We start from the raw sequence: 25882 nt of genomic DNA, 5'->3' as shown, positions 1-25882 counted from the left end.
GGCAGCGAACGGCCATCGTCAGCACGCAGGATCGGCAGCACGGCGAACCACTCGCCGACCTTCAACTCGGTCTTGGAAATCTTGGCTTTCGCGGCCACGGCGGTACGACCGAAGTCGTCAGCCTGGCGGCCGTCGTCATGCACCGGCAGCAACTGGCTACCCGTGGTGCCACGGCCGCCGTCGAGTTTCACCGAGTACAGGCCCAGTACATCGAGGCCGAAACCGACGGTGCCTTCGGTGTAGCCGGAGCGAGCGTCGAGAATGAAGCTCTGGGTCCAGCCTTCGGCCTGGCCCTGACCGCCCTGGGTCTGGTTGAGGAAGTTACGGTTGAAGTAGTAATTGCGCAGGCCGAGGGTGACCTTGGCGTCTTCAACGAAGCCGGCAGCCTGAACGCCGACCGAGAGGCTGGAGGCCATGACGGCAACGGCGATTGCGCTGGGAGCGAGGTACAGAGCTTTTTTCATTGTTATCGTTTCCTTTTTCAAGGTTGAAAGCTCCCCTCCGCAGCGGCGGATACGCTTCTACATCGGGGAGAGTGGTGGCAGTTATTCGGGGTTCAGCGGCGTTTGTTTGAATGCATCGCGAGTCCTCAGGTCAGCCAGCGCACCAGGCACAGGGTGATCGATGGGAAGAGCACGAGGATGAGCACGCGCACGATGTCCGAGATCAGGAACGGCACGATGCCTCTGAAGGCGTCACTCATGGGGATATCGCGTGCCATGCCGGCAATCACGTACACGTTCATGCCCAGTGGCGGGGTGACCATGCCGATCTCCACCACCATCAAGGCCAGGATGCCGAACCAGATGGCCTTCTCGGTCTGGTCCAGACCATAGAAGTCCAGCCCCATGATCACCGGGAAGAAGATCGGGATGGTCAGCAGGATCATCGACATGGTGTCCATCACGCAGCCGAGGATCAGGTACAGAACGAGGATCCCGGCCAGCACCAGGAAGGGTGGCAGACCTGCGCCGCTGATGGTTTCGGCGATGAAGTTGGGCAATTGCGAGATGGCCAGGAAGGCGTTCATCACATCGGCGCCGAGCAGGATCATGAAGATCATGGCCGTGGTCACGCCGGTGCCCAGCAGCACCTCCTTGAATTCGGCCAGACGCATCTTGCCCAGGGTGAAGGCGAAGAAACCCGTGCCCACGGTGCCGATGGCTGCCGCCTCGGTAGGGGTGAACCAGCCGCCGTAGATACCCCCGAGCACCACCAGGAAAATCAGCAGTACCGGCCACACTCCCTGCTGCGCCTGCAGTCGCTGCTTCCAGCTCGAGCGCTCCTGTGCTGGGCCGGAGTCCGGGAACAGCCGCACATAGATGGCGATGGCGATCATGTAGCCGATGACGGCGAGAATGCCCGGTACGAAGGCGGCCATGAACAGCGTGGAGATGTTCTGCTGGGCGAGGATGGCGTAGATCACCAGCACCACCGAGGGCGGAATGAGAATTCCCAGGGTGCCGCCGGCTGCCAGGCAACCGACTGCCAGCGAGTTGGAGTACTTGTAGCGACGCAGCTCCGGCAGGGCCACCTGACCCATGGTCGCAGCGGTTGCCACCGATGAGCCACAGACCGCGCCGAAGGCTGCGCAGGAGCCGATGGCGGAGATTGCCAGGCCACCGCGCCAGTGCCCGACCATGGCGGCTGCGGCACGGAACAGGCCGGTAGCCAGGCCGCCACGCGAGGCGAACTGCCCCATCAGCAGAAACAGCGGGATCACCGACAGGTCGTACACGGTGTAACGGGCGTAGGCCACCGTCTTCAAGTAGTTGAGCAATGGGTCCCAGCCGCTGATCGAGACGTAGCCGCCAATACCGGTCAGCAGCATGGCGATGGCGATCGGAATACGGATAGCCAGCAGAGCCAAGAGGAAGGCGAGGAAGAGTCCGCCCAATGCGACGCTGCTCATTGCTGGCCTCCCTCACCACGCTGGTCGAGCCAGGCGGTGTAAAGGGAAACGACGGCGAGCAGGGCGAAAGACGGCGCGAAAGGCGTCATCGACCACCACATCGGAATGCCCATGATGATCGACTCTTCACCGTTGCGGTAAGTGTCCAGCGTGCCGAGTACCGAGCGCCAGGCTAGCAGCGCTGCACAGGCAGCCATCAGCAGGCAGCCGAGCGTGTCGAGATAGCGCCGGGTGCTGGCCGAGGCGCGCAAGGTGAAGGCGTCGACGATGACATTGTTGCGACGCAACTGGCACAGCGGCAGGAAACTCACCACGGCAATGCCGCAGCCCATCTGCACCAACTCGACGTCACCGAGCAGTGGCGCATCGAACAGGCTGCGCATGGTGATGCTGTAGGCCGACAGCAGGGTGATGGCGACCAGTACCAGGCCACCAGCCAGTGCCAGCCAGCGTGCCAGTGTGTCGAGCAACTGGCCGAACGGGCGCGTGCGCTGAGGCTGCCCGGGAAAGGCAGGGTTTTCGATCATGAGAGGACTCCGCAAGGCCGGCACCGCAAGTGCCGGCCAGCACAACGAGGGTTAACGATCAGTGCGGCAGCTTGGCGTTGTAGCTTTCGATCAGGTCGCGCACTTCTTGCAGCAGCGCAGCACCGTTGTCGTTGCCTTTGCTCTCGACTTCCTTGATCCAGTCGTTGTCCAGCTTGCGGCCGATGGCCATCCACTTGGCCTGCTCTTCTGCAGGCAGCACGTAGATTTCGTTGCCACGCGCTTCAGCCAGCTTGTGCCCGGTCTCGATCACGTTGGTATCCCAGATATGGCCGGCCTGACGTGAGAGTTCACGGCCGCTGTTGGCGTCGATGATCTTGCGCAGGTCATCGGGCAGGCTGGCGTACTTGGCCGGGTTCATTGCCAGCACCAGCGCGGTGTGCATCAACGCTGGCTGACCCGGCGCCATTTCGGTGTGGTACTTGACCAGTTCCTGCAGCTTCAGTGCAGGGACCACGTCCCAGGGCAGCACTGCGCCGTCGACCACACCCTTGGACAGCGCTTCCGGCACCTGCGGTACCGGCATTGCTACCGGAGTGGCACCGAGCATGGAGATCAGCTTGGTGGAGATGCGGTTGGCCGAACGCAGTTTCAGGCCACGGAAGTCGGCCAGACTACGTACCGGCTTCTTCGCCGTGTGCAGCAGCGCGCCATCGGTCAGGTGCGTCGCGAGCAGATGCACATCGGCGAACTCCTTCTGCCCGTGGGCTTCGAGGAAGTCCCACATGGCCTGGCTGCTGGCTTCCGAAGAGCGGCTCATGAACGGCATCTCGAATGCCGATGCCAGCGGGAAGCGGCCGCTAGTGTAGCCAGGCAGGGTCCAGACGATGTCGGCGACACCGTCACGCGCCTGGTCGATCAGCTGCGGCGGGGTGCCGCCCAACTGCATGGAGGGGTAGAACTGAAACTGGATCCGACCATTGGATTCGGCGGTGATCTTCTCTGCCCAGGGCTTGAGAAAGTCGGCCTGGGTCACCGAGTGCGCCGGCAGGAAGTGGTGAACCTTGAGGGTGACCTCGGCCTCGTCGGCGTTGGCCCAGGTCATGACGCTGGTGGCAAGCAGCGTCAGCAAAGCCTTGGAAAGCTTGTGCATCGCAAATGTCCTTTCTTATTCATTGTTAGTAGGCGACTCAGATACAGCCAAATTCGGCTGCAATACTGCCGCCGCTAGGATTCGCTGCTCGCATGGTGCGAGTTAGCGAGGGGCTATTCAATTCGATTAACGACTTAGTGTGCGATAAACGAACGAATTGCGTGTGCCCAGAGCCTCCATCGAAGGCCCCGGGCGAATATCGATCATTACTCCCGCTCGATGGGCTCGTAGGGCAGGCCGACGTAGTTCTCGGCGATGGTTCTGCGGCCGGCTTCGGAACTGACGAAGTAGTCCAGTTCGGTCTCCTGCATGCGGCGGCTGAAGGCATCGGTGTCGGGGAAGCGATGCAGCATCGAGGTCATCCACCAGGAGAAGCGCTCGGCCTTCCAGATACGCCGCAAGCAGATCGACGAGTAGCGTTCGAGCAGATCCACACGGCCTTCTCGGTAGACCTTGAGCAGGATGCGGTACAGCGTGCTGACGTCGCTGGCGGCCAGATTCAGACCTTTGGCGCCGGTCGGCGGAACGATGTGCGCGGCATCACCCAGCAGAAACAGGCGACCGTACTGCATCGGTTCGACGACGAAGCTGCGCAGCGGCGCGATGCTCTTTTCGATCGAAGGGCCGGTGACCAGCTGGCTGGCGATCTCGCTGGGCAGGCGGCGCTTGAGTTCGTCCCAGAAGCGCTCGTCGGACCAGTCTTCGACCTTCTCCTCGGCGCCCACCTGCACGTAGTAACGCGTGCGTGTCGGCGAGCGCATGCTGCACAGGGCGAAGCCACGTGCGTGGTTGGCGTAGATCAGTTCCTCATGTACCGGAGGAGTGTCGGCAAGGATGCCCAGCCAGCCGAACGGATACACCCGCTCGAATTCCTGAAGTACCCCAGCCGGGATGGATTGTCGTGATACGCCATGGAAGCCATCGCAGCCCGCGATGTAATCGCACGTCAGGCGCTGCGTGCGGCCCTCATGCTCGAAGGTCAGGTAGGGGCGCTCGCCCTTGAGCTCGTGCAACTGCACCTGGCTGGTGTTGTAAAAGGTGACGGCGCCGCTGGCCTGGCGTGCCTCCATCAGGTCGCGAGTGACTTCGGTCTGGCCGTAGACCATCACGCTCTTGCCACCGGTCAGCCCCTTGAGGTCGATGCGCTCGCAGCGGCCATCGAAGGCCAGCTGGAAACCATCGTGCGGCAGGCCCTCGCTATCCATGCGCGCAGCCACGCCGGCCTCGCGCAGCAGGTCGACCATACCCTGTTCGAGCACGCCAGCGCGGATGCGGCCGAGCACGTAGTCGGGGCTTTGGCGCTCGAGGATGACGTTGTCGATGCCGGCGTTATGCAGCAGTTGGCCGAGCAGCAAGCCGGAAGGACCAGCGCCGATGATGGCGACCTGAGTGTTCATTATTGTTCTCCAGTACGTGATCGGCTGTATGTCGATTCACAGGCTCAGGTCTGTATTTTTTGTGGATACATGCTCGGTTAGAAGGCAATATCGAAAAGGATTCTTGGACTTTCCGATGATTTCTAGAGCCCGCTCATGACTGCTTCGAAAGCCTCCCTGGTGCCGGTATTCAAGCTGTACGGTGAGACGACCGAATGGCCGACCCCCGACCTTATCCACTGCGAATCGATTCCCGAGCGCAGCCAGTTGCACGGTTGGGAAATCAAACCGCACCGCCACGCTGACCTGCTGCAGTTGCTCTATGTGCAGGTGGGTGAGGCGGAGCTGGAGGTGGAGGGGCAAGTGCGCCTGGTGCGCAGTGCTTCGCTGCAAGTCGTACCTGCACTGTGCGTGCACGGCTTTCGTTTCTCGCGTGATGTTCAGGGCTATGTGCTGAGCCTGGCGCGACCGCTGGTGGAACAATTGGCTGCGCCGCTGGGCCAGCAATGCTTGCAGAGTCCCATGTGCTATGAGGTTGGCGAGCAGCGCCGTTATCTAGATGCCTTGTTCGAGTCGATCAGCCAGGAGTACGGCCGTCTGGAGCCTGCGCGGGAGCTGATGCTGCAATCGCTGATCAGTGTCCTGCTGGTTGCCATCGCGCGCCGGCAACTGGCGCGAAGTGAGGCGCAGGAGCCTGCCGATGGCCGAGGGCGCGGGCATGTGCAGGCATTCGTGCATTTGCTCGAAACGCACTTTCGCGAGCATCTACCAATTGAACATTACGCTTCGCGCCTGGGGATCAGTACCGCTCACCTCAATGCGCTTTGCCGGCGGCTGGCCGGGCAATCCGCGTTGCAGCTGATCAATCAGCGTCTGTTGCTCGAGGCCAAGCGCTGTCTGGTGTACACCACCATGACGGTGAGCCAGGTGTCAGACAGTCTGGGTTTTTCCGAACCGGGCTATTTTTCCCGTTTCTTCAAGCGTGGCAGCGGGCTTTCGCCCAAGGCATTTCGCCTGCATCGCTGAGCAGCGATGCAGGCGAAAGAGAGGCGGGCGCCGAAAGCACTCGCAGGGGAAGGGATCAGGGCTTGGCGATGCCAACCGAGTCCGGGGAAATCTCGATGGCCTTGGCTTTGTACATCGACCAAGTGGTGACCGACTGCCAGCGTTTGAGGAACTCTTCGGCTTCTGCGCCGCTGAGGTTCAGGCTCTGTGCACCGAAGTTCTTCAGAAAGCCCTGGAACTCGGGATTGGCCACGGCCTTGGCGTAAGCATCGACCAGCTTCTGCTTGACGTCATCCGGGGTGTCCTTGTGCACGAAGGCGCCCCAGAACGGACCCCAAGGCAGGTACTCGGCGATGGCCGGCAGGGACTTGGTGATCGGCTCCACGCCCGGCAGTTCCGGGGTTTCCTCGGTGGCGAACACGGCCAGGGCCTTGAGCTTGCCGCTGCGCACCAGCTCGCGCGCGGCGGCCAGGCTCAGCGGCATGAAGTCGATGTGCTTGCCCATCAGCGCGGTGATGCCGGGGCCGTCGCCACCGAAGGTCACTTCACGCACTTTCAGCTCATCCACTGCGTTGATCATCGCGCTGACGGTGCTCGGCAGGCCGCCGGCACCAGTGGAGCCCATGCGCAGGGTGTCCGGGTTGGCCTTGGCAGCCGCCATCAGCTCGGCCATGTTGTTGAATGGCGCGTCGGCGTTGGCGGCGATTACCACCACGTTCTGGCCGATGATGTTGACCGGGTAGAAGTCGGCGTAATCGAAGTCGGCGAGTTTCAGCACTTTATAGAGCTGCGGGTTCTCGGCGCCGAGCAGGATGGTGTAGCCGTTCGGGCGTTGCTGCATGACGTGGGTGCTGCCGATGACGGCGGTGCCACCCGGACGGTTGTTGAGGATGAACTTGCCGCCCAGCTCTTTTTCCACGTACGGAGTAAGGCTGCGCATGACGTTGTCGGTGGCGCCACCTGCACCCCAGGGAATGACCGCCTGGATGCTGCGCTCGGGGTATTCGGCGTGGGCTGGCAGAGCCATGGTGAGGGCGCTGAGTCCGAGAGCGGCGCCAGTCAGTAACGATTTGAACATGTGGAGACTCTCCATCGGTTGTTGTTGTGAGCCCCTGTAGGCCGGGGCACGCCTGGTGAAATCGGGTATCAGCCGCGGGCCGAAGCCGGGCTGAACTTGCTCTTGAGTTTCTTCAGAAGCGGGGTGTTGCCCAGCAGGATCAGCACTACCGCGCTGGTCAGGATCAGCGACAGCGGGCTGGTGACCAGACCCTGCAGCAGTTCGCCCGGGTGATCGCCGGCCGAGGACATGGCCTGGCGGTACGAGGTGTCCATCAGCGGGCCGAGGATGGCGCCGAGGATGATCGGGCCCATCTGGAAGCCGAAGATCTTCAGCAGATAGCCGAGCACACCGAAGCCGAGCATCCAGTACACCTCGGTCATGCTGCTGTTGATCGAGTAGGTACCGACTACGCAGAGCACCAGGATCAGCGGAATCAGCACGGCCTTGGGCATCTCGACGAACTTGGCGAAGAGCTTGATGCCCATCAGGCCGAAGATCATCAGAAACACGTTGGCCAGCAGCAGGTTGCCGACGGTGAAGTAGAAAATGTGCGGGTTCTCCACCATCAGCATCGGGCCGGGGTTAAGGCCATGCACAACCAGGGCGCCGATGATCACCGCGGTGACCGCGTCGCCCGGCATGCCCAGGGTCAGCATCGGCACGTAGGCGCCACCGACCGCTGCACTGTTGGCGGTTTCCGGGGCTACCAGGCCTTCGTAGGCACCCTTGCCGAATGGTTTGGACGGATTTTTCACGGTGCGCTTGGCATGGTCGTAGGCCATCAGCGCAGCGATGTCGCCACCCACGCCCGGCAACACGCCGACCACCACGCCGATGATCGAGGTGCGGATCGACAGTGGCAGGAATTTCAGGACCATGGCGAAGGACGGCAGGATCTTGTCCACCTTCTGCCGAATGACGGGGCTGTCCAGGTTATGCAGTTGATAGAAGGCCTCGGCGACGCCGAACAGACCGATCATCAGCACCACGTAGTGGATGCCGCCCATCAGTTCGACCTGGCCGAGGGTGAAGCGCCCTTCGGCGGTGACCGGGTCCATGCCTACCAGGCCGATGATCGCACCCAGTGCTGCGGCGAAGATGCCCTTGGCCAGCGAGCCTTCGGACAGGCTACCGACCAGTAGCAGGCCGATGGTCGCCACCAGAAAGTAGTCGCGCGGAGCAAACCGCAGAGCCAGATCGCCGATCAGCGGTGCGGCACTGGCGAGCATGATGGTACCGACGATACCGCCGACCACCGACATTACGGTGCTCAGGCCGATGGCGCGTCCGGCTTCGCCCTGTTGTGCCAGCGGGTAGCCATCGAAGGCCGTGGCCACTGAGGAGGGCGCGCCGGGGATGTTCAGCAGGATGGCGCTGCGCGAGCCACCGTAAACGCCGCCAATGAAGATGCCGACGATCAGCGCCAGGGCGTCGTTGACGTCCCAGGAGAAGGTGAAGGACACCAGGATGGACACTGCCATGGTCACCGACAGGCCCGGGATGGCGCCGATATAGATGCCGGCAAAGGTGCCCAGCGCAGTCAGCATCAGCAGCTGCGGATCGCTCCAGGCCATCAGCAGGTAGGAAAAGGTATCGCTCATCTCGGGTGCCTCGTTATGGCAGGTAAACGCTGAAGGCCAGGCTGAACAGCAGATAGATCAGCACCAGCAGCACAGCTGCGATCAGGATGGCGTTGAGAACGCGGCCATTGCGCAGGTAGACAATCGACAGCACCAGGAAAAGGAAGGTGCTGACGTAGAAACTGGCCCACTGAATAGCCGCTAGGTACACCACGGCCAGCAGGCCAAAGATCAGGACAGCTTTGGGGAAATGTTGGCGACGGAACTGTTGGAAGGCATCGAGCCAGCCACTGCAGTCGGGGCGTGCCTTGCCGACCAGCTCGAAGGCAATCTTCACCGCCGACAGGATCATCACCAGCGCCACGCCGATAGGAAAGGCGCCCGGAGAGTTGGCCGAGGAGAAGCCGGAAATCTGGTAGGCCAGGTAGAAGATCGCCAGGCTTAATACCAGCAGCAGGGCGCAGAACGTGCGCTCGCCGACCAGCATCTTGTCTGTCTTGTTCATGCTATCGCTCCGACAGAATGGGGGAGAGTAAGGGGCTGAGTCAGGCTTTGCGCGCAGGCAGCAGCCTGGCAAGCAGCGAGCTGAACAGGCGCGGCCGGAAGCTCCAGTGCATGTCATGACAGGCAGGGGCGAGGACGGGCATGGCTAGCGTCGATAGGGATGACCAGTCGTCGAGCAACGAGCTGGTGGCCGGGCGAGGAGTGGCCCTGGCTGTGGCATGGGAGGCCGGGGCACGCAGGTGCATAGGCTGTGACATGACAATTGACCTTCTTATATTTATTGGCTGCTGAAACATTCGAAGCGTGATGCACCAGGCAGAAGATCGCTTCGTTTTCAGGCGTGGTAGGAATAGTGAGCCGACCAGGCTGGCCATTTCAATTCGCTAAACGGGGTTCTGTTCGATAACCGAACAAGAACGAACCAGTTAGTACATTACGCGTCGCCTCGGCAGTATCGCGCGTCCGCGCCCATGCATCCAGAGGCAGGCGTGCGTCTGGCTCGCATCGGCGGGCGCTTGTCTCTTAGAATCGGCGCAAATTTTCCAGGACTCTCTCATGGCCGGCAGTCAGATCGAACGCGCGCTCAGCCTTCTCGAAAGCCTCACTCGCGACGCCCGTGGTGTGCAGATGCAGGCTCTGGCCGATGAGCTGGGTATTCCCAAGAGCGCCACGCATCGCATGCTCGCCGAACTGATTCGCCTGGGTTACGTACGCCAGGATGCGCTCACCAGTCGCTATCGGCTTTCCACCAAACTGGTGGCGCTGGGCTTTCGCTATCTGACCAACAGCGGCGCTGACGTGGTACAGCCGATTCTTGATGGCCTGGCTGAAACCAGCGGCGAGCTGGTACGCCTTGGCGTGATCGAGGGCGAGCGCCAGACCTGGATCGCCAAGAGCCAGGGCGCCCGCTCCGGCCTGCGTTACGACCCCGACATGGGGCGTGACGCGCCGCTGTTCTATACCGCCTCCGGGCACGCCTGGCTGGCCAGCATGAGCGATGCCGAGGCCCTGGAACTGGTGGCGCGGCAGGGTGTCGCCGACTCTGCCGACGTCGGCCCCAATGCGCCACGCAACGAACAGGAGTTGCTGCAGCGCCTGGCCCTGGCGCGTCAGCAGGGTTATGCCTGGGTCATGGAGAGTTCGTCGCTCGGCACCGCAGCGCTGGCTGCTGTGGTGCGTGACCCGCGTGATGGTCGGGTGATCGGTGTGCTCAGCATCGCCGGCCCGAGCGCACGCTTGCCGCTCGCGCGCATGCATGAGCTGGCGGCGGAACTGCTGGCAGCCGCCAATGAGTTGTCCGCTGCAAGCCCCGCCTCCGAGTTGTTCGCCTGATCGGCTAGACGGCGATATACCCAATCCATCGTCGGAGCGGCTGGGCGGCATTCCGCTTCAGCCGCGAATCAGCGTCCTTCTCGGCACTGCCGCGCCTGCAGTAATCCGCGGGCCGGATGCCAAATCCGATTGCTCTGAAGGCGCGGTGCGCATGGCGCACCTTACGAATTCCGCGACGACTTCTAGAGGTGTGCAGCGAGGCCTGCGATATCCGCTGCATTTTCGTCTTGCGTAACTTTTGGAACTAAGTTCTAAATATTAAATGGCTGTGCCTGATGCATTCGGCGCACCTGCGTGAGAACGACAACAAGAGGATCAACGCGTGACTTCCCCTTTGCGTATTGCCCTGATCGGCGCTGGCGTCATGGGCCGCCAGCACTATCAGCACCTGCAGAATCTGGCCGAAGCACAGTTGTGCGCCATCGCCGATCCTGGTCCGCAGGCTGCCGATTTTGCGGCTGAATGTGGCGTGCCATATTTCGCCGATCACCAGCAGATGCTGGCGCAAGCGCGACCCGAGGCGGTGATCGTCGCCAACCCGAATGCGCTGCATGTCAGCACTGCGCTCGACTGCATCGCAGCGGGCGTACCGGTACTTCTGGAGAAACCGGTGGGTGTGCACCTGGATGAGGTGCGCGAACTGGTGGCTGCCAGTGAGCGCAGTGGCGTGCCTGTGCTGGTTGGCCATCATCGTCGACACAATCCATTGATCGCCCGTGCCCGCGAGCTGATCGAACAGGACGCTCTTGGCCGGCTGACCACAGTGACCGCACTGTGGCAGGTGCAGAAGCCCGACAGCTACTACGACATCGCCTGGCGCCGCGAAGCGGGTGCCGGCATGCTGCTGACCAACCTGATTCATGACCTCGACCTGCTACGCCACCTGTGTGGCGAGGTGCGCCAGGTTCAAGCCATCACCAGCAATGGTGTGCGTGGCTTCGCCAACGAGGACAGCGCCGCGGTGCTACTGCAGTTCGAAGGCGGCGCGCTGGGCAGCCTGACTGGCTCCGACGCCGTCGCTGCGCCCTGGAGCTGGGAGCTGGACTCGGGCGAGAACCCGGTCTACCCGCGGCAGGCTGACCAGCCCTGCTACCTGCTCGCCGGCACGCGCGGGGCACTGAGTATTCCGCAGCTCAAGCGCTGGCATTACGCCGAGGACGGCGCCGGCTGGCACCAGCCGTTGTTGCAGGTGCAGGAAGGCTTCGAAGCCGGCGAAGCCCTGCGCCGTCAGTTGCTGCATTTCATCGCGGTTGCCCGAGGTCAGGCCCAACCGCTAATCAACGCCGCCGATGCCGGTCGCACCCTGGCGCTGGTAGAGGCCATCCGCCAGGCAGCCGAAAGCGGCCAGGCCTGTGCCCCTGAAATTATCTGATTCGAGAATCATCATGAGCGAACGTATTCTGTCCCTTGCTGCCCTCACCGTCCTCGAAGTGTCACCACCGGAAATGATCGATGTGGCCGCCCGTGCGGGCTACAGCCATGTTGGCTTGCGCCTGGTGCCGGCTACGCCGGAGGAGCACCACTTTCCGCTGATGGCCGATGCCGGTCTGCGCGCCCAGACCCGCAAGCGCCTGAGCGATACCGGAATCAAAGTGGCGGATATCGAGATCCTGCGTCTGAAGCCGGAAACCCGGGTCAGCGATTTAGAAGCCATTTTCGAGGTGGGCGCCGAATTCGGCGCGACCGACGTGCTGATCGCCGGCAATGACCCGGACGAAGCGCGTCTGACCGAGAACTTCGCAGCCGTCTGTGACCTGGCCGCGCCATTTGGCTTGTTCCCGCACCTGGAGTTCATGCCTTGGACCAACGCCCGCGATCTGACCCAAGCCAGGCGCATCGTTGATGCGGCAAACCGTCCCAATGGCTGCATTCTGGTCGATGCCTTCCACTTCGATCGCTCCGGCTCCAGCCTGGCGGACCTGGCGCGGGTGCCGGCCGAACGCATGCGTTACGCGCAACTGTGCGACGTCAATGGCCCCTGCCCGGACGATATGGATGAGATTCTGCGTCAAGCGCGCAACGAGCGACGTTTCCCTGGCGATGGCGACAGCGATCTGCTCGGGTTACTGCGTGCGCTGCCGCCGACCATTGCTCTGAGCCTGGAAATTCCCACGCGTCAGTTGCTCGAGCAGGGCGTCAGTGCGCTGCAGCGGGCACAGATGGCCATGGACAAGACGCGGCGTTTGCTAGGGCAGGTATAGCGTCTCGATGCCGTCCGTCACCCGCGGGTCAGATACTGTCACGCGGGTCATAGGCGGCAGGATTGGGAGATCTGTATAGTTAGCTGCCTATCTATGGTTCCGCGGCATGTCCGCATCCCGAGCATTCAATGAGTTCCACACCGCTATCCGGCGTCAATCATCCACTCAAGGGCATTGCGCTGATGGTGCTGGCGACCTTTCTGTTCGCCAGCCACGATGCGATTTCCAAATACCTGTCCGGCTTCTATCCGATCATCCTGATCGTCTGGGCACGTTATGTCGTGCACACCCTGCTGATGGCCGGCATCTTCCTGCCGCAGTCCGGCTTGCGTGTGCTGCGTACCAAGCGGCCTGGCCTGCAGGTATTGAGGGCGCTCTGTCTGCTCTCCGTCAGCCTGCTGTTCACCACGGGCTTGATGTACATGCCGTTGGCCGAGGCGACCTCGGTGATCTTCCTGGCTCCGCTGCTGGTAACTGCACTGTCGGTACCGCTGCTGGGGGAGAAGGTCAGCCTTGGGCAGTGGGTCGCAGTGATCGTCGGCTTTATCGGCGTGATGATCATCGTCCATCCCGGTGGTGATCTGTTCACCCCGGCGGTTCTGTTGCCGCTGAGCGCGGCGCTTTGCTTCAGTTTCTATCAGATACTGACCCGGCGCCTGAGCACTGTGGACAGTGCCACTACCAGCAACTTCTTCGCGGGGCTGGTCAACACGTTGGTGATGAGCCTGTTGGTGCCGTTCTTCTGGCATGTGCCGAGCCTGGCACACGGCCTGATGATGCTGGCCCTGGGCGGTTGCGGCATGGCGGCGCACCTGTTGCTGACGCATTCCTTTCGCTACGCGGCGCCGGCCTTGCTGGCGCCGTTTGGCTATGTGCAGATCGTCTTTGCCGGGCTGTTGGGGTTGCTGGTATTCCAGCACAGGCCGGATAACACCGCGCTGATCGGAATACTCATCATCTGCCTCAGCGGTTTGGCGGCTGCCTGGCAGAACAGGCGAGGTCCTCGGAAACAGTAGGTGTTCGATAATCGAACGAAAACTAACTGGTTCGTTCATTTTGAATTGCCGATATGTCCGCCCTTGCCAATAATCCAGGCTACGAACAATCCATGAGCGCCGACCAACCGGCTAAGTGAGGGCTCATGAGCGCGTCTCGCCTCCCTCACTTTGCCCTCCACGGCGCCGCCTCAGCCCGGAGCCGTCTATGCAGCGTTCAATTGCCACCGTTTCCCTTAGCGGTACCCTGCCCGAGAAACTCGAAGCCATCGCCGCGGCCGGTTTCGACGGTGTGGAAATCTTCGAGAACGACCTGCTCTATTACGACGGCAGCCCGACCGAGATTCGCAAGCGTTGCGCTGACCTTGGCATCGCCATCACCCTGTTCCAGCCCTTCCGCGATTTCGAAGGGTGCCGCCGTGATCGCTTGCAGCGCAATATCGATCGCGCCGAGCGCAAATTCGACCTGATGCAAGAGCTGGGCACCGACCTGGTGCTGGTGTGCAGCAACGTCGCCGCCGACTCGCTGGGCGATGACGAAATTCTCATCGACGACCTGCGCCTGCTGGGCGAACGCGCCGGTGCGCGCGGTCTGCGTATCGGCTACGAGGCGCTGGCCTGGGGACGCCACGTCAACACCTATCAGCAGGTGTGGAACCTGGTGCGACAGGCCGATCATTCGGCCGTCGGGATGATCCTCGACAGCTTCCATACCCTGTCGCTCAAGGGTGACCCGAGCGCCATCGCCGAGATTCCCGGTGACAAGATCTTCTTCGTGCAGATGGCCGATGCGCCGATCCTGGCGATGGACGTGCTGGAGTGGAGCCGCCACTTCCGCTGCTTCCCTGGGCAGGGCGAGTTCGACCTGGCGGGTTTCCTCGCGCCGATCCTGCGCACCGGTTATCGCGGCCCGTTGTCGTTGGAAATCTTCAACGATGGCTTCCGTGCTGCGCCGACTCGACAGAACGCCGCTGACGGCCTGCGTTCGCTGCTCTATCTGGAAGAGAAAACCCACAAGCGCCTGGAAAAAGAGGGTGTGAGCATCGAGCCGGGCGTGCTGTTCACGCCGCCTTCGGCGCACCGTTACGATGGTGTGGAGTTTCTCGAGTTCGCCGTCGATGAGGCGGTTGGTGCACGCCTGGCCGGCTGGCTGGAGCGCCTTGGCTTCGCCCACGCCGGCCAGCACCGCTCCAAGGATGTCAGCCTGCTGCGCCAGGGCGATATCAACATCGTGCTCAATGCCGAACCCTATTCGTTCGCGCACAATTTCTTCGCGTCCCATGGCCCGTCACTGTGTGCCACGGCATTGCGGGTCAGGGATGGCGCCGAGGCGCTGCAGCGCGCCTGCGATTATCACGGCCAGCCCTATCGTGGTCTGGTCGGGCCCAACGAACGTGAGATTCCAGCGGTGCGTGCGCCGGATGGCAGCCTGATCTACCTGGTGGAGCAGGCAGGAGAAGGGCAGACCATCTATGACACCGACTTCAGCCTGGATGCCAGTGCGGAAGCCAGCGGCGGCCTGCAGCGCATCGACCACATGGCCTTGGCGCTGCCGGCTGACTCCATGGATAGCTGGGTGCTGTTCTACAAGAGCCTGCTCGACTTCGAGGCCGATGATGAAGTGGTGCTGCCGGATCCCTACGGCTTGGTGAAGAGTCGCGCGATCCGTAGCCGTTGCAGCTCGATCCGCCTGCCGCTGAACATCTCGGAGAACCGCAACACTGCCATCGCCCATGCGCTGTCCAGCTACCAGGGCTCTGGTGTGCACCATATCGCGTTCTCCTGTGAGGACATCTTCGCCGAAGTGGCACGGGCCAAAGAGGCGGGTGTGCCGCTGCTGGAAATCCCGCTGAACTACTACGACGATCTGGCCGCGCGCTTCGATTTCGACGATGAGTTCCTCAGCGAGTTGGCCTACTACAACGTGCTTTACGACCGCGATGCTCAGGGTGGCGAGCTGTTTCATGTTTACACCGAGCCGTTCGAAGAACGCTTCTTCTTCGAAATCATTCAGCGCAAGAATGGTTATGTCGGCTATGGCGCGGCCAATGTCGCGGTGCGCCTGGCGGCCATGGCCAAGGCGCGCAGTGGTTCGATGAAGAAACCAAGGCTCTGACTGTGAGGCAGCGCTGTCCCGACAGGGCGACGCTGCCCAGAGACTGTGCGGCCTGCCATAATTCGTTCCATCCATACCTATAAAAAGATCATTGCCGTATGACTGAAGCAGCCGTAGGCCTTGCCTCCGCCCCATCGGGAGCGGTGCGCAAGGCGCGCAAGAACAACCCTGAGAAGACCCGCGAGAGCATTCTCCAGGCGGCTATCACCGAGTTTGTCCAACAGGGCCTCTCGGGCGCGCGGGTGGATGCCATCGCCGAGCGTACCGACACCTCGAAGCGGATGATCTATTACTACTTCGGCAGCAAGGAGCAGCTCTATCTCGAGGTTCTGATCAAGCTCTACGGCGATATTCGCGGCACCGAGAGCCGGCTCGATCTGGCGTCGCTGCCTCCGGCTCTGGCGATCCGTCGCCTGGTGGAATTCACCTTCGACCACCATGACCGCAATGTCGATTTCGTACGCATCGTCAGCATCGAGAACATCCACTACGGCGAGTACGTCAAACAGTCGCCTGCCATCCGTCAGATGAGCAACGTGGTGCTCGACACCCTCGGCAAAACCATTCGTCGTGGCGAGCAGGAAGGCGTGTTCCGTTCCAACATCGACGTACTGGACGTGCACCTGCTGATGAGCTCGTTCTGTTTCTACCGCGTATCGAACAGGCATACCTTCGGGCATATTTTTGCCATCGATTTTCAGGGTGATGAGATCAAGCAGCGTCACAAAGAGATGATTTGTGAGGCTGTGCTGCGCTACGTGCAGCGTTAGTTCGTGCGGAAACCTGATACGAAAGCCCCCTGCCACGTCATCGTCAGGGGGCTTTTTCATGGGTTATGGCTGCGCGATACCAACCGACTCTGGTGAAATGGCCACGGCCTTGGCCTTGTACATCGACCAGGTGGTGACCGACTGCCAGCGCTTGAGGAAGGCGTCAGCTTCGGCGCCGTGGATATTCAGGGTCTTGGCGCCGAAATTCTTCAGGAACGCCTGGTAGTCATCGCTTGCCACCGCATTGGCGTAAGCCTTGACCAGTGTCTGCTTGATTTCGTCCGGGGTGTCCTTGTGGACGAACACGCCATAGAACGGGCCCCATGGCAGGTACTGGGCCAGATTCGGCAAGGTCTTGGTGATCGGCTCCACGCCTGGCAGCTCCGGTAACTCGTCGCTGGCGAAGACCGCCAGGGCGCGGAATTTGCCCGAGGCGACCATTTCCTTACTAGCGGCGAAGGACAGCGGGGTGAAGTCGATATGACCGCCGAGCAGAGCGCTGACGATCGGGCCTTCGCCCTGGAAATTCACTTCCCGTACTTTCAGATCTTCTACCGCGCGGAACATCGAGAACACGGTGTTTTGCAGCGCTCCAACGCCGGTACTGCCCATGCGTATATTGCCCTCGCCCTTGCGAATGGCATTGAGCAGGTCGTCCATGGTTTGCCATGGGCTGTCGGCCTTAACGGCGATCAGGACGTTGTTCTGGGCGATGATGTTGACCGGGTAGAAGGCGCTGTAATCGAAGTCGGCCAGCTCCATCACCTGGTACAACTGTGGGTTCTCCGCGCCCAGCAGCAGGGTATAGCCGTTGGGGCGTTGTTGTCTGACGTAGGTGCCACCGATGAGCGCGGTGCCGCCAGGACGGTTGGTGATGACCAGCTTGGTGCCGAGTTCTTTCTCGACATGGGCGCTCAAGCTGCGCATCACGTTGTCGGTGGCGCCCCCTGCGCCCCATGGGACGACGGCCTGGATGCTGCGTTCGGGGTAGGCGGCGTGAGCCGGCAGGGCCATGGTGATGGCGCCGAGTCCGAGAGCGGCGCCGGTCAGTAGGGATTTGAGCATGTGGATGTTCTCCATCGGTTGTTGTTGTGAACCCCTGTTCAGGCCGGGGCGTACCTTGTCTTGCAGGTGAGTCGAGAGCATGCGAGGCACCCTGCTACAGCACCTGAACCTCCTGTTGTGTGGGGACGGGACGGGTCGTTTGGTGCGATGTGCTGTCATCGGCCAGGGCCAGGCCGGCGAGGTAGCCGAAGGTCAGCGCGGGACCGAGGGTGATGCCGCCACTGGGGTAATAGCCGGCCATCACGCTGTTCATGTCGTTGCCCACGGCGAACAGGCCGGTGATGGGGTGGCCGCTGGCATCCAGAACGCGTGCGTCGGCATCGGTGCGCAGGCCAGCGAAGGTGCCCAGGCTGCCGGGGTGCAACTTCACCGCATAAAGGCGTCCGCGCAGGGCGCGCAGTGACGGGTTGGGCTGCTGCAGCACCTCGCCCTGGGCGCGGTTGTAGGCCGAGCGGCCGCGCTGGAAGTCAGGGTCCTCGCCCTGGCTGGCGAAGCGATTGAAACGCTCGAGCGTGGCTTGCAGTGCCGGTGCATCGATGGCGCAGCGGGCCGCGAGTTCGGCGCTGTTGGCGCCGCTATGCAGGTAGCCGCAGCGCTGATAATGGGCATCGCTGAATGGCAGCGGTTTGGCCCAGCCAATGCCGTAGCGCCAGCGCGCCCTGGCGTCGCAGATCAGCCAGGCCTCTATGGGCTCGTCTGCGGGCGTGGCCTCGATCAGCGCGTTCATGAAGTCGTGGTAACAGTCGGCCTCGTTGGTGAAGCGCTTGCCGTCGCGGCGAACTGCGATAAAGCCCGGTTTGGCCCGGTCGACCAAATGCGGGAAATTGCCGATGCTGCCATCGCGACGAGGCACGCGCGAGACCGGTGCCCAGGCGCCGGCATGTGCCAGGTCAGCAGCGACCACGGCGCCCACAGCTTCGCCCAGGTGCAGGCCATCACCACTGTTCTCTGCTGGGGCGGCACTGTGATGCTCGGTGCCGGTGGGGGCGTGCGCGATCAGTTGTGCGATGCGCTGGCGATCATGGGGAAAGCCACCACAGGCCAGCACCACACCACGTCGTGCATTGACCTGCAGATCGCCCTGCGCCTGTTGCAACACTGCGCCGTAGACCCGGCCGTTGGCGTGCAGCAGGTGGCGTGCGGGGCAGCCGCTGAGCAGTTCGACCTGGCGATCCAGGGCGCTGCGCAGCAGGCGCGCCACCAGCGCGTTGCCGTTGACCAATTGCATACCGCGGCCATGCAGCAGGTAGTCGCGCAGATGGCGCAGCAGGCGACCAGCAACATGCAACGCGGCGCGTAGCGAGCGGCGAGCGTTGAAGAACGCGGCCATGTCGGCGCCGCCGGCGATACCCATGCCGAACAGGCTGACGATATCCAGCGGGGCGCGCATCCTTTGCAGGGCATCGCCGAGCAGACGACCGTCGAAAGGCTGCGCACACAATGAGCGACCGCCGGCTGCCGCACCATCGCCATCGCGCATGTCCGGCATGCGGCTGCCGGAGTAGAACTGCACGGCGGTACGGTTCTGGAAGAACTCGACCATTTCCGGGCCGCGTTGCAGGTAAGCCTGCTGAAGCGCGTCGAGTCGCTGGCGATGGGTCTGCTCGCGCAGGTAGCGCTCTGGCGCATCGCTTTCTTCGATCAGCCCTTCGGCCTGGGCCAACGGGTTACGCGGTACCCACAACCAGCCACCGGACCAGGCGCTGGTGCCGCCAAGCTGCTCGGCTTTTTCCGCAACCACCACGCTCAAACCGTGCTCTGCCGCAGTTACTGCCGTCGTCAGCCCGGCAGCGCCGGAGCCGATCACCAGCACGTCACAATCGAGCGTACGCGTAGCCTGCTTGGTCTTGTCGTTTTGCATGGGCGAGCGAGTCCTGCGCAGGCGCCGTGGCGCCTGCGTTTGTAGGGGGTACGGAGCTAGGTCAGGTCACTGCAGGGGCGAGAACCCGGTCGGTCGCAGGATGCGCGACTCCAGGGTGACCACCGCGTCCAGTTCCTTGTTCTTGCGGCCGAAGGCGGCCCAGCGTGGGTCGGCGGCCATGGCGGCGCGGCGCTTGCTGCGATCGTCGAGGCTGTCGTAGGCCCAGATGTGCACCACCTGGTTGGCCTCGCCGAACTCGGTGGTGAAGAAACCGACGAGTTGCCCCAGGTGCTCGGTCTGCACGGCCAGCGCATCGCTCTGGTACAGCGCCAGCCAATCGGCCATGCAGGTGGGCTTGAGGGTGTAGGTGCGCATTTCGTAGAACATGAATTACTCCTTGGGCGTCGTGGTGGCCGAGGCGAGGCGCTCGGCGATATGGGTGGCGGCGATGTAGCCAAAGGTCAGGCCTGGGCCAAGGGTGATGCCGGGGCCGGGGTAGGTGCCGTCCATGATCGAGTTCATGTCGTTGCCGCCGGCGTATAGGCCTTCGATGGGCTTGCCGTGGTTGTCCAGTACGTTGGCGAAACGGTCGGTACGCAGGCCGCGTGCCGAGCCGAGGTCACCGGTATGGATGGCGATGGCGTAGAACGGGCCGCGCTCCAGCGGCGCCAGGCACGGATTCGGGCGGCGGGATGGGTCACCCATGTAGCGGTTGTAGCTGTTGCCGCCTTTTTCGAACGCACGGTCGATGCCTTGGCGAGCGTCATTGTTGTAGCGCTCCAGGGTCTGGCGCAGAGCGAGTGGGTTCAAGCCAATGGTCTGCGCCAGTTGCTCGATGGTCTTGCCCTGCTTGAGGTAGCCGGAAGCAATCAGTGCGCTGTTGTCTACCGGACTAGGGCGAGCCAGGCCCATGCCATAGCTGTTCATCGCGGTGGCATCGCAGATCAGCCAGCAACGGGTGTTGCCAGTGGCGAACATGGTCTGCACGAAGTGGTGGTAGGAGTTGGACTCGTTGACGAAGCGCTCTGCGGCCTGGTTGACAGCGATCACGCCCGGCTTGGCACGGTCGGTCACCAGATGTGGGAAGCGCTCGCGCTCGCCGTTGGCATGCACCGCCTCGGAAACCGGAGCCCAGAAGAAATTCGCCGCCAGATCCTCGCCGACTGCGGCATTGGCCGCTGCGCCCAGGCGCAACCCGTCGCCGATGTTGCTGGACGGCGACATGCTCAGGTGCGGATCGGGGCTGGGTGGGCGGAAGTTGGCGGCCATGGCGCTGGCGGCAAAACCACCCATGGCGCAGACCACACCGCCACGCGAGCGCACGTCCTGCGTGCGACTGTCGCGAGTGATGCGGGCGCCGCGCACGGCGCCGTCCTCGATGATCAGCTCCTGCGCCTGGCTGTCCAGCCACAGTTCCACGCCATTGGCGAACGCGGTGGTGGCCAGGCGCGCGATCAGTGCATTACCGGTGGTCAGGCGAGTACCGCGCGGGTGGCGCATGCGATCCAGCGCGTAGCGGCTCATCAGCTTGATGCAGTGCCACAGCGAGACGGGCGAGCGACGGAAACTGAGAAAATGCTGGATGTCGACGCGGTTCACCATCATGCCGCCGAACAGCAGCATGCCCGGTGGTGGCATGCGCAGTCTGGCGAAGTGCTCGCCCAGGCGATTGCCGTCGTACTCATCGATTTCCAGCGCGCGGCCGCGCTCGGTGCCGCCGGGGGCGTCGGGGTAATAGTCCGGTGAATGTGGGCGCAGGCTGTAGCTCAGCTCGGTGTTGGCATGTAGCCAGCGCATTGCTTCAGGGCCACGCTCGATGAAGGCGTCGACCAGTTCAGGGTCGTAGCCAGCGCCGATCACGTGCTGCAAGTAGCTGCGCATCGCCTCGGCGCTGTCCTTGGCGCCTGCGGCCTTGGCTTGGTCGGTGCCATAGATCCATACGGCACCACCGGAAATCGCCGAAGTGCCACCGAAGGTGGAGGCTTTCTCGACGATCAGCACCTTGAGGCCACGACAGGCGGCGGTCGTGGCGGCGGCAAAACCGGCGGCGCCGCTGCCCAGTACGATCAAGTCGTAGACCTGCGCGTTGCTTGCAGTGGTTTGAGTTGTGGCAGTTTGAATGGCAGCGTTCATCTCGTTCTCCTCACAGAACCAGCGCGGTCGCGCCCATGAAATGGCCGAGATTGCCGGCCTGGGCCAGAGCCATCTGCGGGCCGGTCTGGATGCTGCAGCCACGGGCCTTGGCCAAGGTCAGCAGGGGCGTGATTTCAGGGGCGGTCACCACATCGGCGACGTGTGCGCTGGCCGGCAGACTCTGTAGAAGAGCCTCCGGCAGCGGCAACTCGCCGCTGTCGCCCATGCCCACCGGGGATGCGTTGGCGATCAGGTCGAACGCGCTCAGGCTGTCGACTCGGGTGCTGATCGGCAGCTCGGGGAAGGCGTTGCGCAGCAGTTGCGCCAGGGCCTCCACGCGCTCATGGTTGACGTCGGACAGGCTCAGGGCAAAGACACCGGCCTGGCACAGCGAATAGGCGATGGCGCTACCAACGCCGCCGGCACCAATGACCAGCGCACGCTTGCCCTTGGCTTCGAAGCCCTGCTGGCGGCCGGCGTTTAGGAAACCTTCGCCGTCGACGTTATCGCCGATCAGACGGCCGTCAGCCTCGCGGCGAATCACGTTGACCGAACGCAGGGCACGGGCGCGTTCACTGAGTTCGTCGAGATGCTCGACCACCTGCTGCTTGTAGGGAATGGTGACCACGCAACCGCGCAGGTTCTGCCAGCCACGCAGGGTGTCGATGAAGGAGGAAAGTGCCTGGGCGCCGATGTCGATTGGCAGCATCACCCGGTTCAGGGCGTTATCTTCGAACCAGCGATTGAAGTTTTCCGGGGATTTGACCTGGGCGATGGGCGAGCCGACGATCGCGACCAGTTCTGTAGAGCCGTTGACCATGCGAGGTGCCTGCGTCTTGGAGTTGTTGTTGGATTGCATGGTGCGGTGAGCGGGGCGCCCTCACAACGCGTCAGATCGAGGTTTAGGTTGTTAATCGCATTGCCAGTGCGATAATCGCATGCATATGCATGAATTGAGATCGATATGAAGACTCCGGTGATCCATCCCCGTGATCTGATTGCGGGGCTGCAGAAGGGCCTGGCGTTGATGCAGTTGTTCAGTGTGGATACGCCACGACTGACAGTGCCGGAGGCTGCACGGCGCTGCGACATGACCAGCAGTGCGGCGCGGCGCTTTCTGCTGACGCTGGTGCATGAGGGGTTCGCCGAGACGGATGGGCGCCACTACTGGCTAACGGCCAAAGCACTGCGTATTGGCCAGGCGTATGTGGACTCGGCGCAACTGCCGCTGATGCTGCGGCCGATCGTCGAGCAGGTGGCCCGCATCACTGGTGAGCACATCTCGGTTGGCGTGCGCGATGGTGACGACATCGTGCATATCGTGCGCAGCCGCTACAGCCATATTTCGTCGCTGTCGATTCGACCCGGCGCGCGTATGCCGTTGTACTGCACGGCCAGTGGGCGGATCTGGTTGGCCAATTTGCCGGCAGAGGCGCTCGACCAGTACCTGCAGCGTACCGAGCTGCGCAGCCTGACACCTTATACCCAGACCAACGTCGAGCAATTTCGTGAAGAACTGCAGCGGATCAACCGCCAGGGTCATTGCACGGTCGATGGTGAATATGAGGTGGGAATGCGCGTTCTGGGGGTGCCGCTGCGGGATCGCAATGGCGAGCTGAAGGCGGCGATGGCGCTGACGACCCATGCATCACGGATGGCAATCGATGAGATGCGCCAGCGCTATCTCACCCCGTTGTACGAGGCGCAGGCGCTGCTCAAGCCGGTCCTCGGCTAGGCGCAGCAGGCGATCGGGGCGCATGGTGCGCCCCGCTAGGGGCAAGCTCAGCGGAAACTGGCGAAGTGCGCCTGCATGCGTTCTGCATCGGCCGGGCGGCCGCTGAACAGTTCGAACGCCTTGACCGCCTGGAACACCGCCATGGTGCCGCCATCCAATGTGCGACAACCCAGGGCGCGGGCGTGGCGCAGCAGCTCGGTTTCCAGCGGGAAGTAGATGATCTCGGCGACCCACAGGGCGCTGTGCAGCAATTCCACCGGTAGCGGAGTGCCCGGCAGCTTGGCCATGCCTACCGGAGTGGTATTGACCAGGCCGTCAGCCGCCATCACTTCGGCCGCCAAATCGACGCCTGCCACGGCGCGTTCGCTGCCGAAGTGGGCGTTCAGGTTATCGGCCAGAGCCTGGGCACGGCCGGGTTCCACTTCGAAAATGCACAGCCGCTCGACACCCTCGGTGAGCAGAGCATGCGCCACGGCTGCACCGGCTCCCCCGGCGCCCATCTGTACCACACTGCGGCGTGCCACATTGGGCAGGCCACGGCGAAAGCCCTCGGCGAAGCCCAGGCAGTCGGTGTTATGGCCGACACGTTTACCGTCCTTGAGCAGTACGGTATTGACCGCACCGATGCCGCGGGCCTCATTCGACAGCTCGTCGAGCAGTGGGATGATTGCCTGTTTGCACGGGAAGGTGATGTTGAGACCGGTGAATCCCATGTTTTCCGCCGCATGCAGCAGCTCGGGTAGTGCATCGACATCGAGGCCGAGCTGGTCGAGGTCAAGGAGGCGATAGAGGTAGCGCAAGCCCTGTGCGTCGCCTTCTTGCTCGTGCAGGGCGGGTGTACGCGAGCCCTGAATACCTTTGCCGATGAGTCCGGCGAGAATGCCGCTGGTGACGGTAGACATGGCCTTACCCCTTGAACGATTGAGCGAAGTACTGCAGACCGAGCCGATAGCCCTGACTGCCCAGCCCGCAAATGACACCTACCGCAATGGACGATACGAAGGAGTGATGGCGGAAGGGTTCACGCTTGTGCACGTTGGACAGGTGCACTTCGATCACCGGCAGTTCGCTGGCCACCAGTGCATCGCGAATTGCCACCGACGTGTGGGTCCAGGCCGCGGGATTGATCAGGATGCCGGCGCAGCGGCCGCGAGCAGCATGAATCCACTCGAGCAACTCGCCTTCGTGGTTGGTCTGGCGAAACTCGATCTGCAGACCATGCTCGGCAGCCGTGTCGGCACAGAGCTGGGAAATGTCGGCGAGGGTTTCATGGCCATAGGTCGCCGGCTCGCGGGTTCCGAGCAGGTTCAGATTGGGGCCGTTGAGTACGAGAATGCAGGGCGTCATGGGGCGTCTCTTGTTGTTGTGACGTGACTGCAGGAAAAATGTACTAACTGGTTAATTCAGTCAATTGAGCGAGCGTCAGACGGAGGCGCAAAAAAATGCCTGGCGCCCTCATCGGGTGTGCCAGGCTCAGTGGATACGCGGGTTGCGAAGGATCTCGGCAGGGCGGAAGGATGGTAGGAAAGTGGGCGATTATCGCCCTGAGCGCCGAAATCAGCTGCTCTCACCCGCCTGCGCTACCTGATTGCGGCCGCTGTGTTTGGCCAGGTACAGGCCTTCGTCGGCCTTGATCACCAGGCTCAGCGGGTCGCGTTCCGGAGACGGCCTGATGGTGGCGATGCCGATGCTCACGCTGATTGGCGAACCGGGCTTGGGCAAGTCGTGGGGAATGCCCAGCGCCTCGACCGCGCGACGGATCTTTTCTGCTTGCAGACGCGCACCGCCGGCTGCGGTACCGGGCATGATCACGGCGAACTCCTCGCCACCGTAGCGGGCCGCCAGATCGGTGGCGCGCGTGCAGCTGCTGCGCAGTGACTCACCGACGCGGCGTAGCACCTGATCGCCAGCGACGTGACCCTGCTGGTCGTTGTAGGCCTTGAAGTAGTCGACGTCGATCATCAGCAGCGACAGTTCACTCTGATCACGCAGGGCGCGGCTCCATTCGATCTCCAGGTATTCGTCGAAGTAGCGGCGGTTGGCCAGGCCCGTGAGGCCATCGGACTTGATCAGGCGCTGCAGCACCAGGTTGGTGTCGAGCAACTGCTGCTGGCTCTCGCGCAGCGCGCGGTAGGCCTCGTCACGCTGCAGCATGGTCAGGTAGGAACGCGAGTGGTAGCGAATGCGCGCGAGCAGTTCGATCACGTCCGGCAGCTTGACCAGGTAATCGTTGGCGCCGGCAGTGAAGGCGGCACTCTTGACCTTGGGGTCTTCCTTGGTCGACAGCACGATGATCGGCACGTCGCGCAGGCCGGGTGCCGCGCGGTACTGGGCAAGCAGTTCGAGGCCGTCGACGCCGGGCATGATCAGGTCCTGCAGGATCACCGTTGGCTTGATCTGCTGAGCCACGCTCAACGCCTGATGCGGGTCGGAGCAGAAGTGGAAGTCGATGTCGCTCTCTTCACCCAGCGCACGCCGCACGGCTTCGCCGATCATGGCCTGGTCGTCGACCAGCAGCACCATCATCGAGTAGTCGGGCAAGCCGTGATGATGGTTGGAGTTACCTTGAGGCCGTTGCATAAGCGCGTCTCCGCCTTTG

The 25882-nt window shown here is 62.7% G+C and carries 24 protein-coding genes; 8 read left to right on the top strand and 16 right to left on the bottom strand.

What is annotated here, in order from left to right; genetic code table 11:
• The 5 genes from BM059_RS23225 to pobA form a co-directional block, all read right to left on the bottom strand.
• Positions 1–464, bottom strand: a 464-nt coding sequence (locus tag BM059_RS23225; protein WP_139220783.1) for an OprD family outer membrane porin, incomplete at its 3' end; no start/stop codon positions are given.
• A 125-nt stretch (positions 465–589) separates the two neighbouring features.
• Positions 590–1912, bottom strand: coding sequence for a TRAP transporter large permease (locus tag BM059_RS23220; protein ID WP_074941527.1), 1323 nt, complete (start codon positions 1910–1912; stop codon positions 590–592).
• The gene (locus BM059_RS23215; protein WP_051563873.1) at positions 1909–2439 is read right to left on the bottom strand and encodes a TRAP transporter small permease; all 531 of its coding nucleotides are present in this window, start codon (positions 2437–2439) and stop codon (positions 1909–1911) included. The genes BM059_RS23220 and BM059_RS23215 overlap by 4 nt, the downstream gene beginning before the upstream one ends.
• Positions 2440–2497: 58 nt before the next feature.
• Complete coding sequence (locus tag BM059_RS23210) at positions 2498–3550, bottom strand: TRAP transporter substrate-binding protein (protein WP_036998333.1); 1053 nt, start codon at positions 3548–3550, stop codon at positions 2498–2500.
• A gap of 206 nt (positions 3551–3756) precedes the next feature.
• On the bottom strand, positions 3757–4947 hold the full coding sequence (gene pobA, locus BM059_RS23205) for a 4-hydroxybenzoate 3-monooxygenase (RefSeq protein WP_074941526.1): 1191 nt from the start codon (positions 4945–4947) through the stop codon (positions 3757–3759).
• Between the two features lie 135 nt (positions 4948–5082).
• Here pobA and BM059_RS23200 point away from each other — a divergent pair, with 135 nt between their 5' ends.
• On the top strand, positions 5083–5952 hold the full coding sequence (locus BM059_RS23200; RefSeq protein ID WP_036998330.1) for a helix-turn-helix domain-containing protein: 870 nt from the start codon (positions 5083–5085) through the stop codon (positions 5950–5952).
• A 55-nt stretch (positions 5953–6007) separates the two neighbouring features.
• Here the strand turns inward: BM059_RS23200 and BM059_RS23195 are convergent, their stop codons facing one another.
• The 3 genes from BM059_RS23195 to BM059_RS23185 form a co-directional block, all read right to left on the bottom strand.
• Positions 6008–7009 carry a tripartite tricarboxylate transporter substrate binding protein gene (locus tag BM059_RS23195; RefSeq protein WP_013717226.1) on the bottom strand — a complete coding sequence of 334 codons (1002 nt, stop codon included), beginning with the start codon at positions 7007–7009 and terminating at the stop codon, positions 6008–6010.
• Positions 7010–7077: 68 nt separating this feature from the next.
• A complete protein-coding gene (locus BM059_RS23190) occupies positions 7078–8592 on the bottom strand; it encodes a tripartite tricarboxylate transporter permease (protein WP_036998328.1) in 1515 nt (504 codons plus the stop codon).
• Between the two features lie 13 nt (positions 8593–8605).
• Complete coding sequence (locus tag BM059_RS23185) at positions 8606–9076, bottom strand: tripartite tricarboxylate transporter TctB family protein (RefSeq protein ID WP_036998327.1); 471 nt, start codon at positions 9074–9076, stop codon at positions 8606–8608.
• Between the two features lie 554 nt (positions 9077–9630).
• Between BM059_RS23185 and BM059_RS23180 the strand changes: the two genes are divergently transcribed.
• The 6 genes from BM059_RS23180 to BM059_RS23155 all read left to right on the top strand — a co-directional run bounded on the left by BM059_RS23180 (position 9631) and on the right by BM059_RS23155 (position 16489).
• The gene (locus BM059_RS23180) at positions 9631–10407 is read left to right on the top strand and encodes an IclR family transcriptional regulator (protein ID WP_074941525.1); all 777 of its coding nucleotides are present in this window, start codon (positions 9631–9633) and stop codon (positions 10405–10407) included.
• Between the two features lie 322 nt (positions 10408–10729).
• Positions 10730–11779, top strand: coding sequence for a Gfo/Idh/MocA family protein (locus BM059_RS23175; protein ID WP_074941524.1), 1050 nt, complete (start codon positions 10730–10732; stop codon positions 11777–11779).
• 13 nt (positions 11780–11792) lie between these two features.
• A complete protein-coding gene (locus BM059_RS23170) occupies positions 11793–12608 on the top strand; it encodes a sugar phosphate isomerase/epimerase family protein (RefSeq protein ID WP_074941523.1) in 816 nt (271 codons plus the stop codon).
• Between the two features lie 128 nt (positions 12609–12736).
• On the top strand, positions 12737–13624 hold the full coding sequence (locus tag BM059_RS23165; protein WP_074941522.1) for a DMT family transporter: 888 nt from the start codon (positions 12737–12739) through the stop codon (positions 13622–13624).
• 187 nt (positions 13625–13811) lie between these two features.
• Positions 13812–15719 (top strand): 3-dehydroshikimate dehydratase QuiC, encoded by a 1908-nt coding sequence (gene quiC, locus BM059_RS23160; protein WP_036998318.1) that lies wholly within the window; start codon positions 13812–13814, stop codon positions 15717–15719.
• A gap of 98 nt (positions 15720–15817) precedes the next feature.
• Entirely contained in the window at positions 15818–16489 is a 672-nt protein-coding gene (locus tag BM059_RS23155; RefSeq protein WP_036998316.1) for a TetR/AcrR family transcriptional regulator, read from the top strand.
• Between the two features lie 63 nt (positions 16490–16552).
• Here the strand turns inward: BM059_RS23155 and BM059_RS23150 are convergent, their stop codons facing one another.
• From BM059_RS23150 to BM059_RS23130, 5 genes are all read right to left on the bottom strand, one after another.
• Positions 16553–17554 carry a tripartite tricarboxylate transporter substrate binding protein gene (locus BM059_RS23150; protein WP_074941521.1) on the bottom strand — a complete coding sequence of 334 codons (1002 nt, stop codon included), beginning with the start codon at positions 17552–17554 and terminating at the stop codon, positions 16553–16555.
• 94 nt (positions 17555–17648) lie between these two features.
• Positions 17649–19415, bottom strand: a complete 1767-nt coding sequence (locus BM059_RS23145; protein ID WP_074941520.1) for an FAD-dependent oxidoreductase — start codon at positions 19413–19415, stop codon at positions 17649–17651.
• Positions 19416–19481: 66 nt separating this feature from the next.
• Positions 19482–19802 carry an NIPSNAP family protein gene (locus BM059_RS23140; protein ID WP_074941519.1) on the bottom strand — a complete coding sequence of 107 codons (321 nt, stop codon included), beginning with the start codon at positions 19800–19802 and terminating at the stop codon, positions 19482–19484.
• Between the two features lie 3 nt (positions 19803–19805).
• A complete protein-coding gene (locus tag BM059_RS23135; RefSeq protein ID WP_074941518.1) occupies positions 19806–21548 on the bottom strand; it encodes an FAD-dependent oxidoreductase in 1743 nt (580 codons plus the stop codon).
• A gap of 10 nt (positions 21549–21558) precedes the next feature.
• Complete coding sequence (locus BM059_RS23130) at positions 21559–22368, bottom strand: shikimate dehydrogenase family protein (RefSeq protein WP_083413318.1); 810 nt, start codon at positions 22366–22368, stop codon at positions 21559–21561.
• A 144-nt stretch (positions 22369–22512) separates the two neighbouring features.
• On the opposite strand from BM059_RS23130, the gene BM059_RS23125 reads away from it, so the two are divergent.
• On the top strand, positions 22513–23283 hold the full coding sequence (locus BM059_RS23125) for an IclR family transcriptional regulator domain-containing protein (protein WP_074941516.1): 771 nt from the start codon (positions 22513–22515) through the stop codon (positions 23281–23283).
• Positions 23284–23330: 47 nt separating this feature from the next.
• Here BM059_RS23125 and BM059_RS23120 read toward each other — a convergent pair whose 3' ends face one another.
• The 3 genes from BM059_RS23120 to BM059_RS23110 form a co-directional block, all read right to left on the bottom strand.
• Positions 23331–24185 carry a shikimate dehydrogenase gene (locus tag BM059_RS23120; protein ID WP_074941515.1) on the bottom strand — a complete coding sequence of 285 codons (855 nt, stop codon included), beginning with the start codon at positions 24183–24185 and terminating at the stop codon, positions 23331–23333.
• Between the two features lie 4 nt (positions 24186–24189).
• Positions 24190–24630 carry a type II 3-dehydroquinate dehydratase gene (gene aroQ, locus BM059_RS23115; RefSeq protein ID WP_074941514.1) on the bottom strand — a complete coding sequence of 147 codons (441 nt, stop codon included), beginning with the start codon at positions 24628–24630 and terminating at the stop codon, positions 24190–24192.
• A 210-nt stretch (positions 24631–24840) separates the two neighbouring features.
• A complete protein-coding gene (locus BM059_RS23110) occupies positions 24841–25863 on the bottom strand; it encodes a response regulator (protein WP_036998312.1) in 1023 nt (340 codons plus the stop codon).
• Positions 25864–25882: the final 19 nt, after the last annotated feature.

Source organism: Ectopseudomonas composti (assembly GCF_900115475.1).
Taxonomy (GTDB): Bacteria; Pseudomonadota; Gammaproteobacteria; order Pseudomonadales; family Pseudomonadaceae; genus Aquipseudomonas; species Aquipseudomonas composti.
Note: the sequence above shows the minus strand (reverse complement) of the source record. Positions and strands in the feature narration are given on the sequence as shown.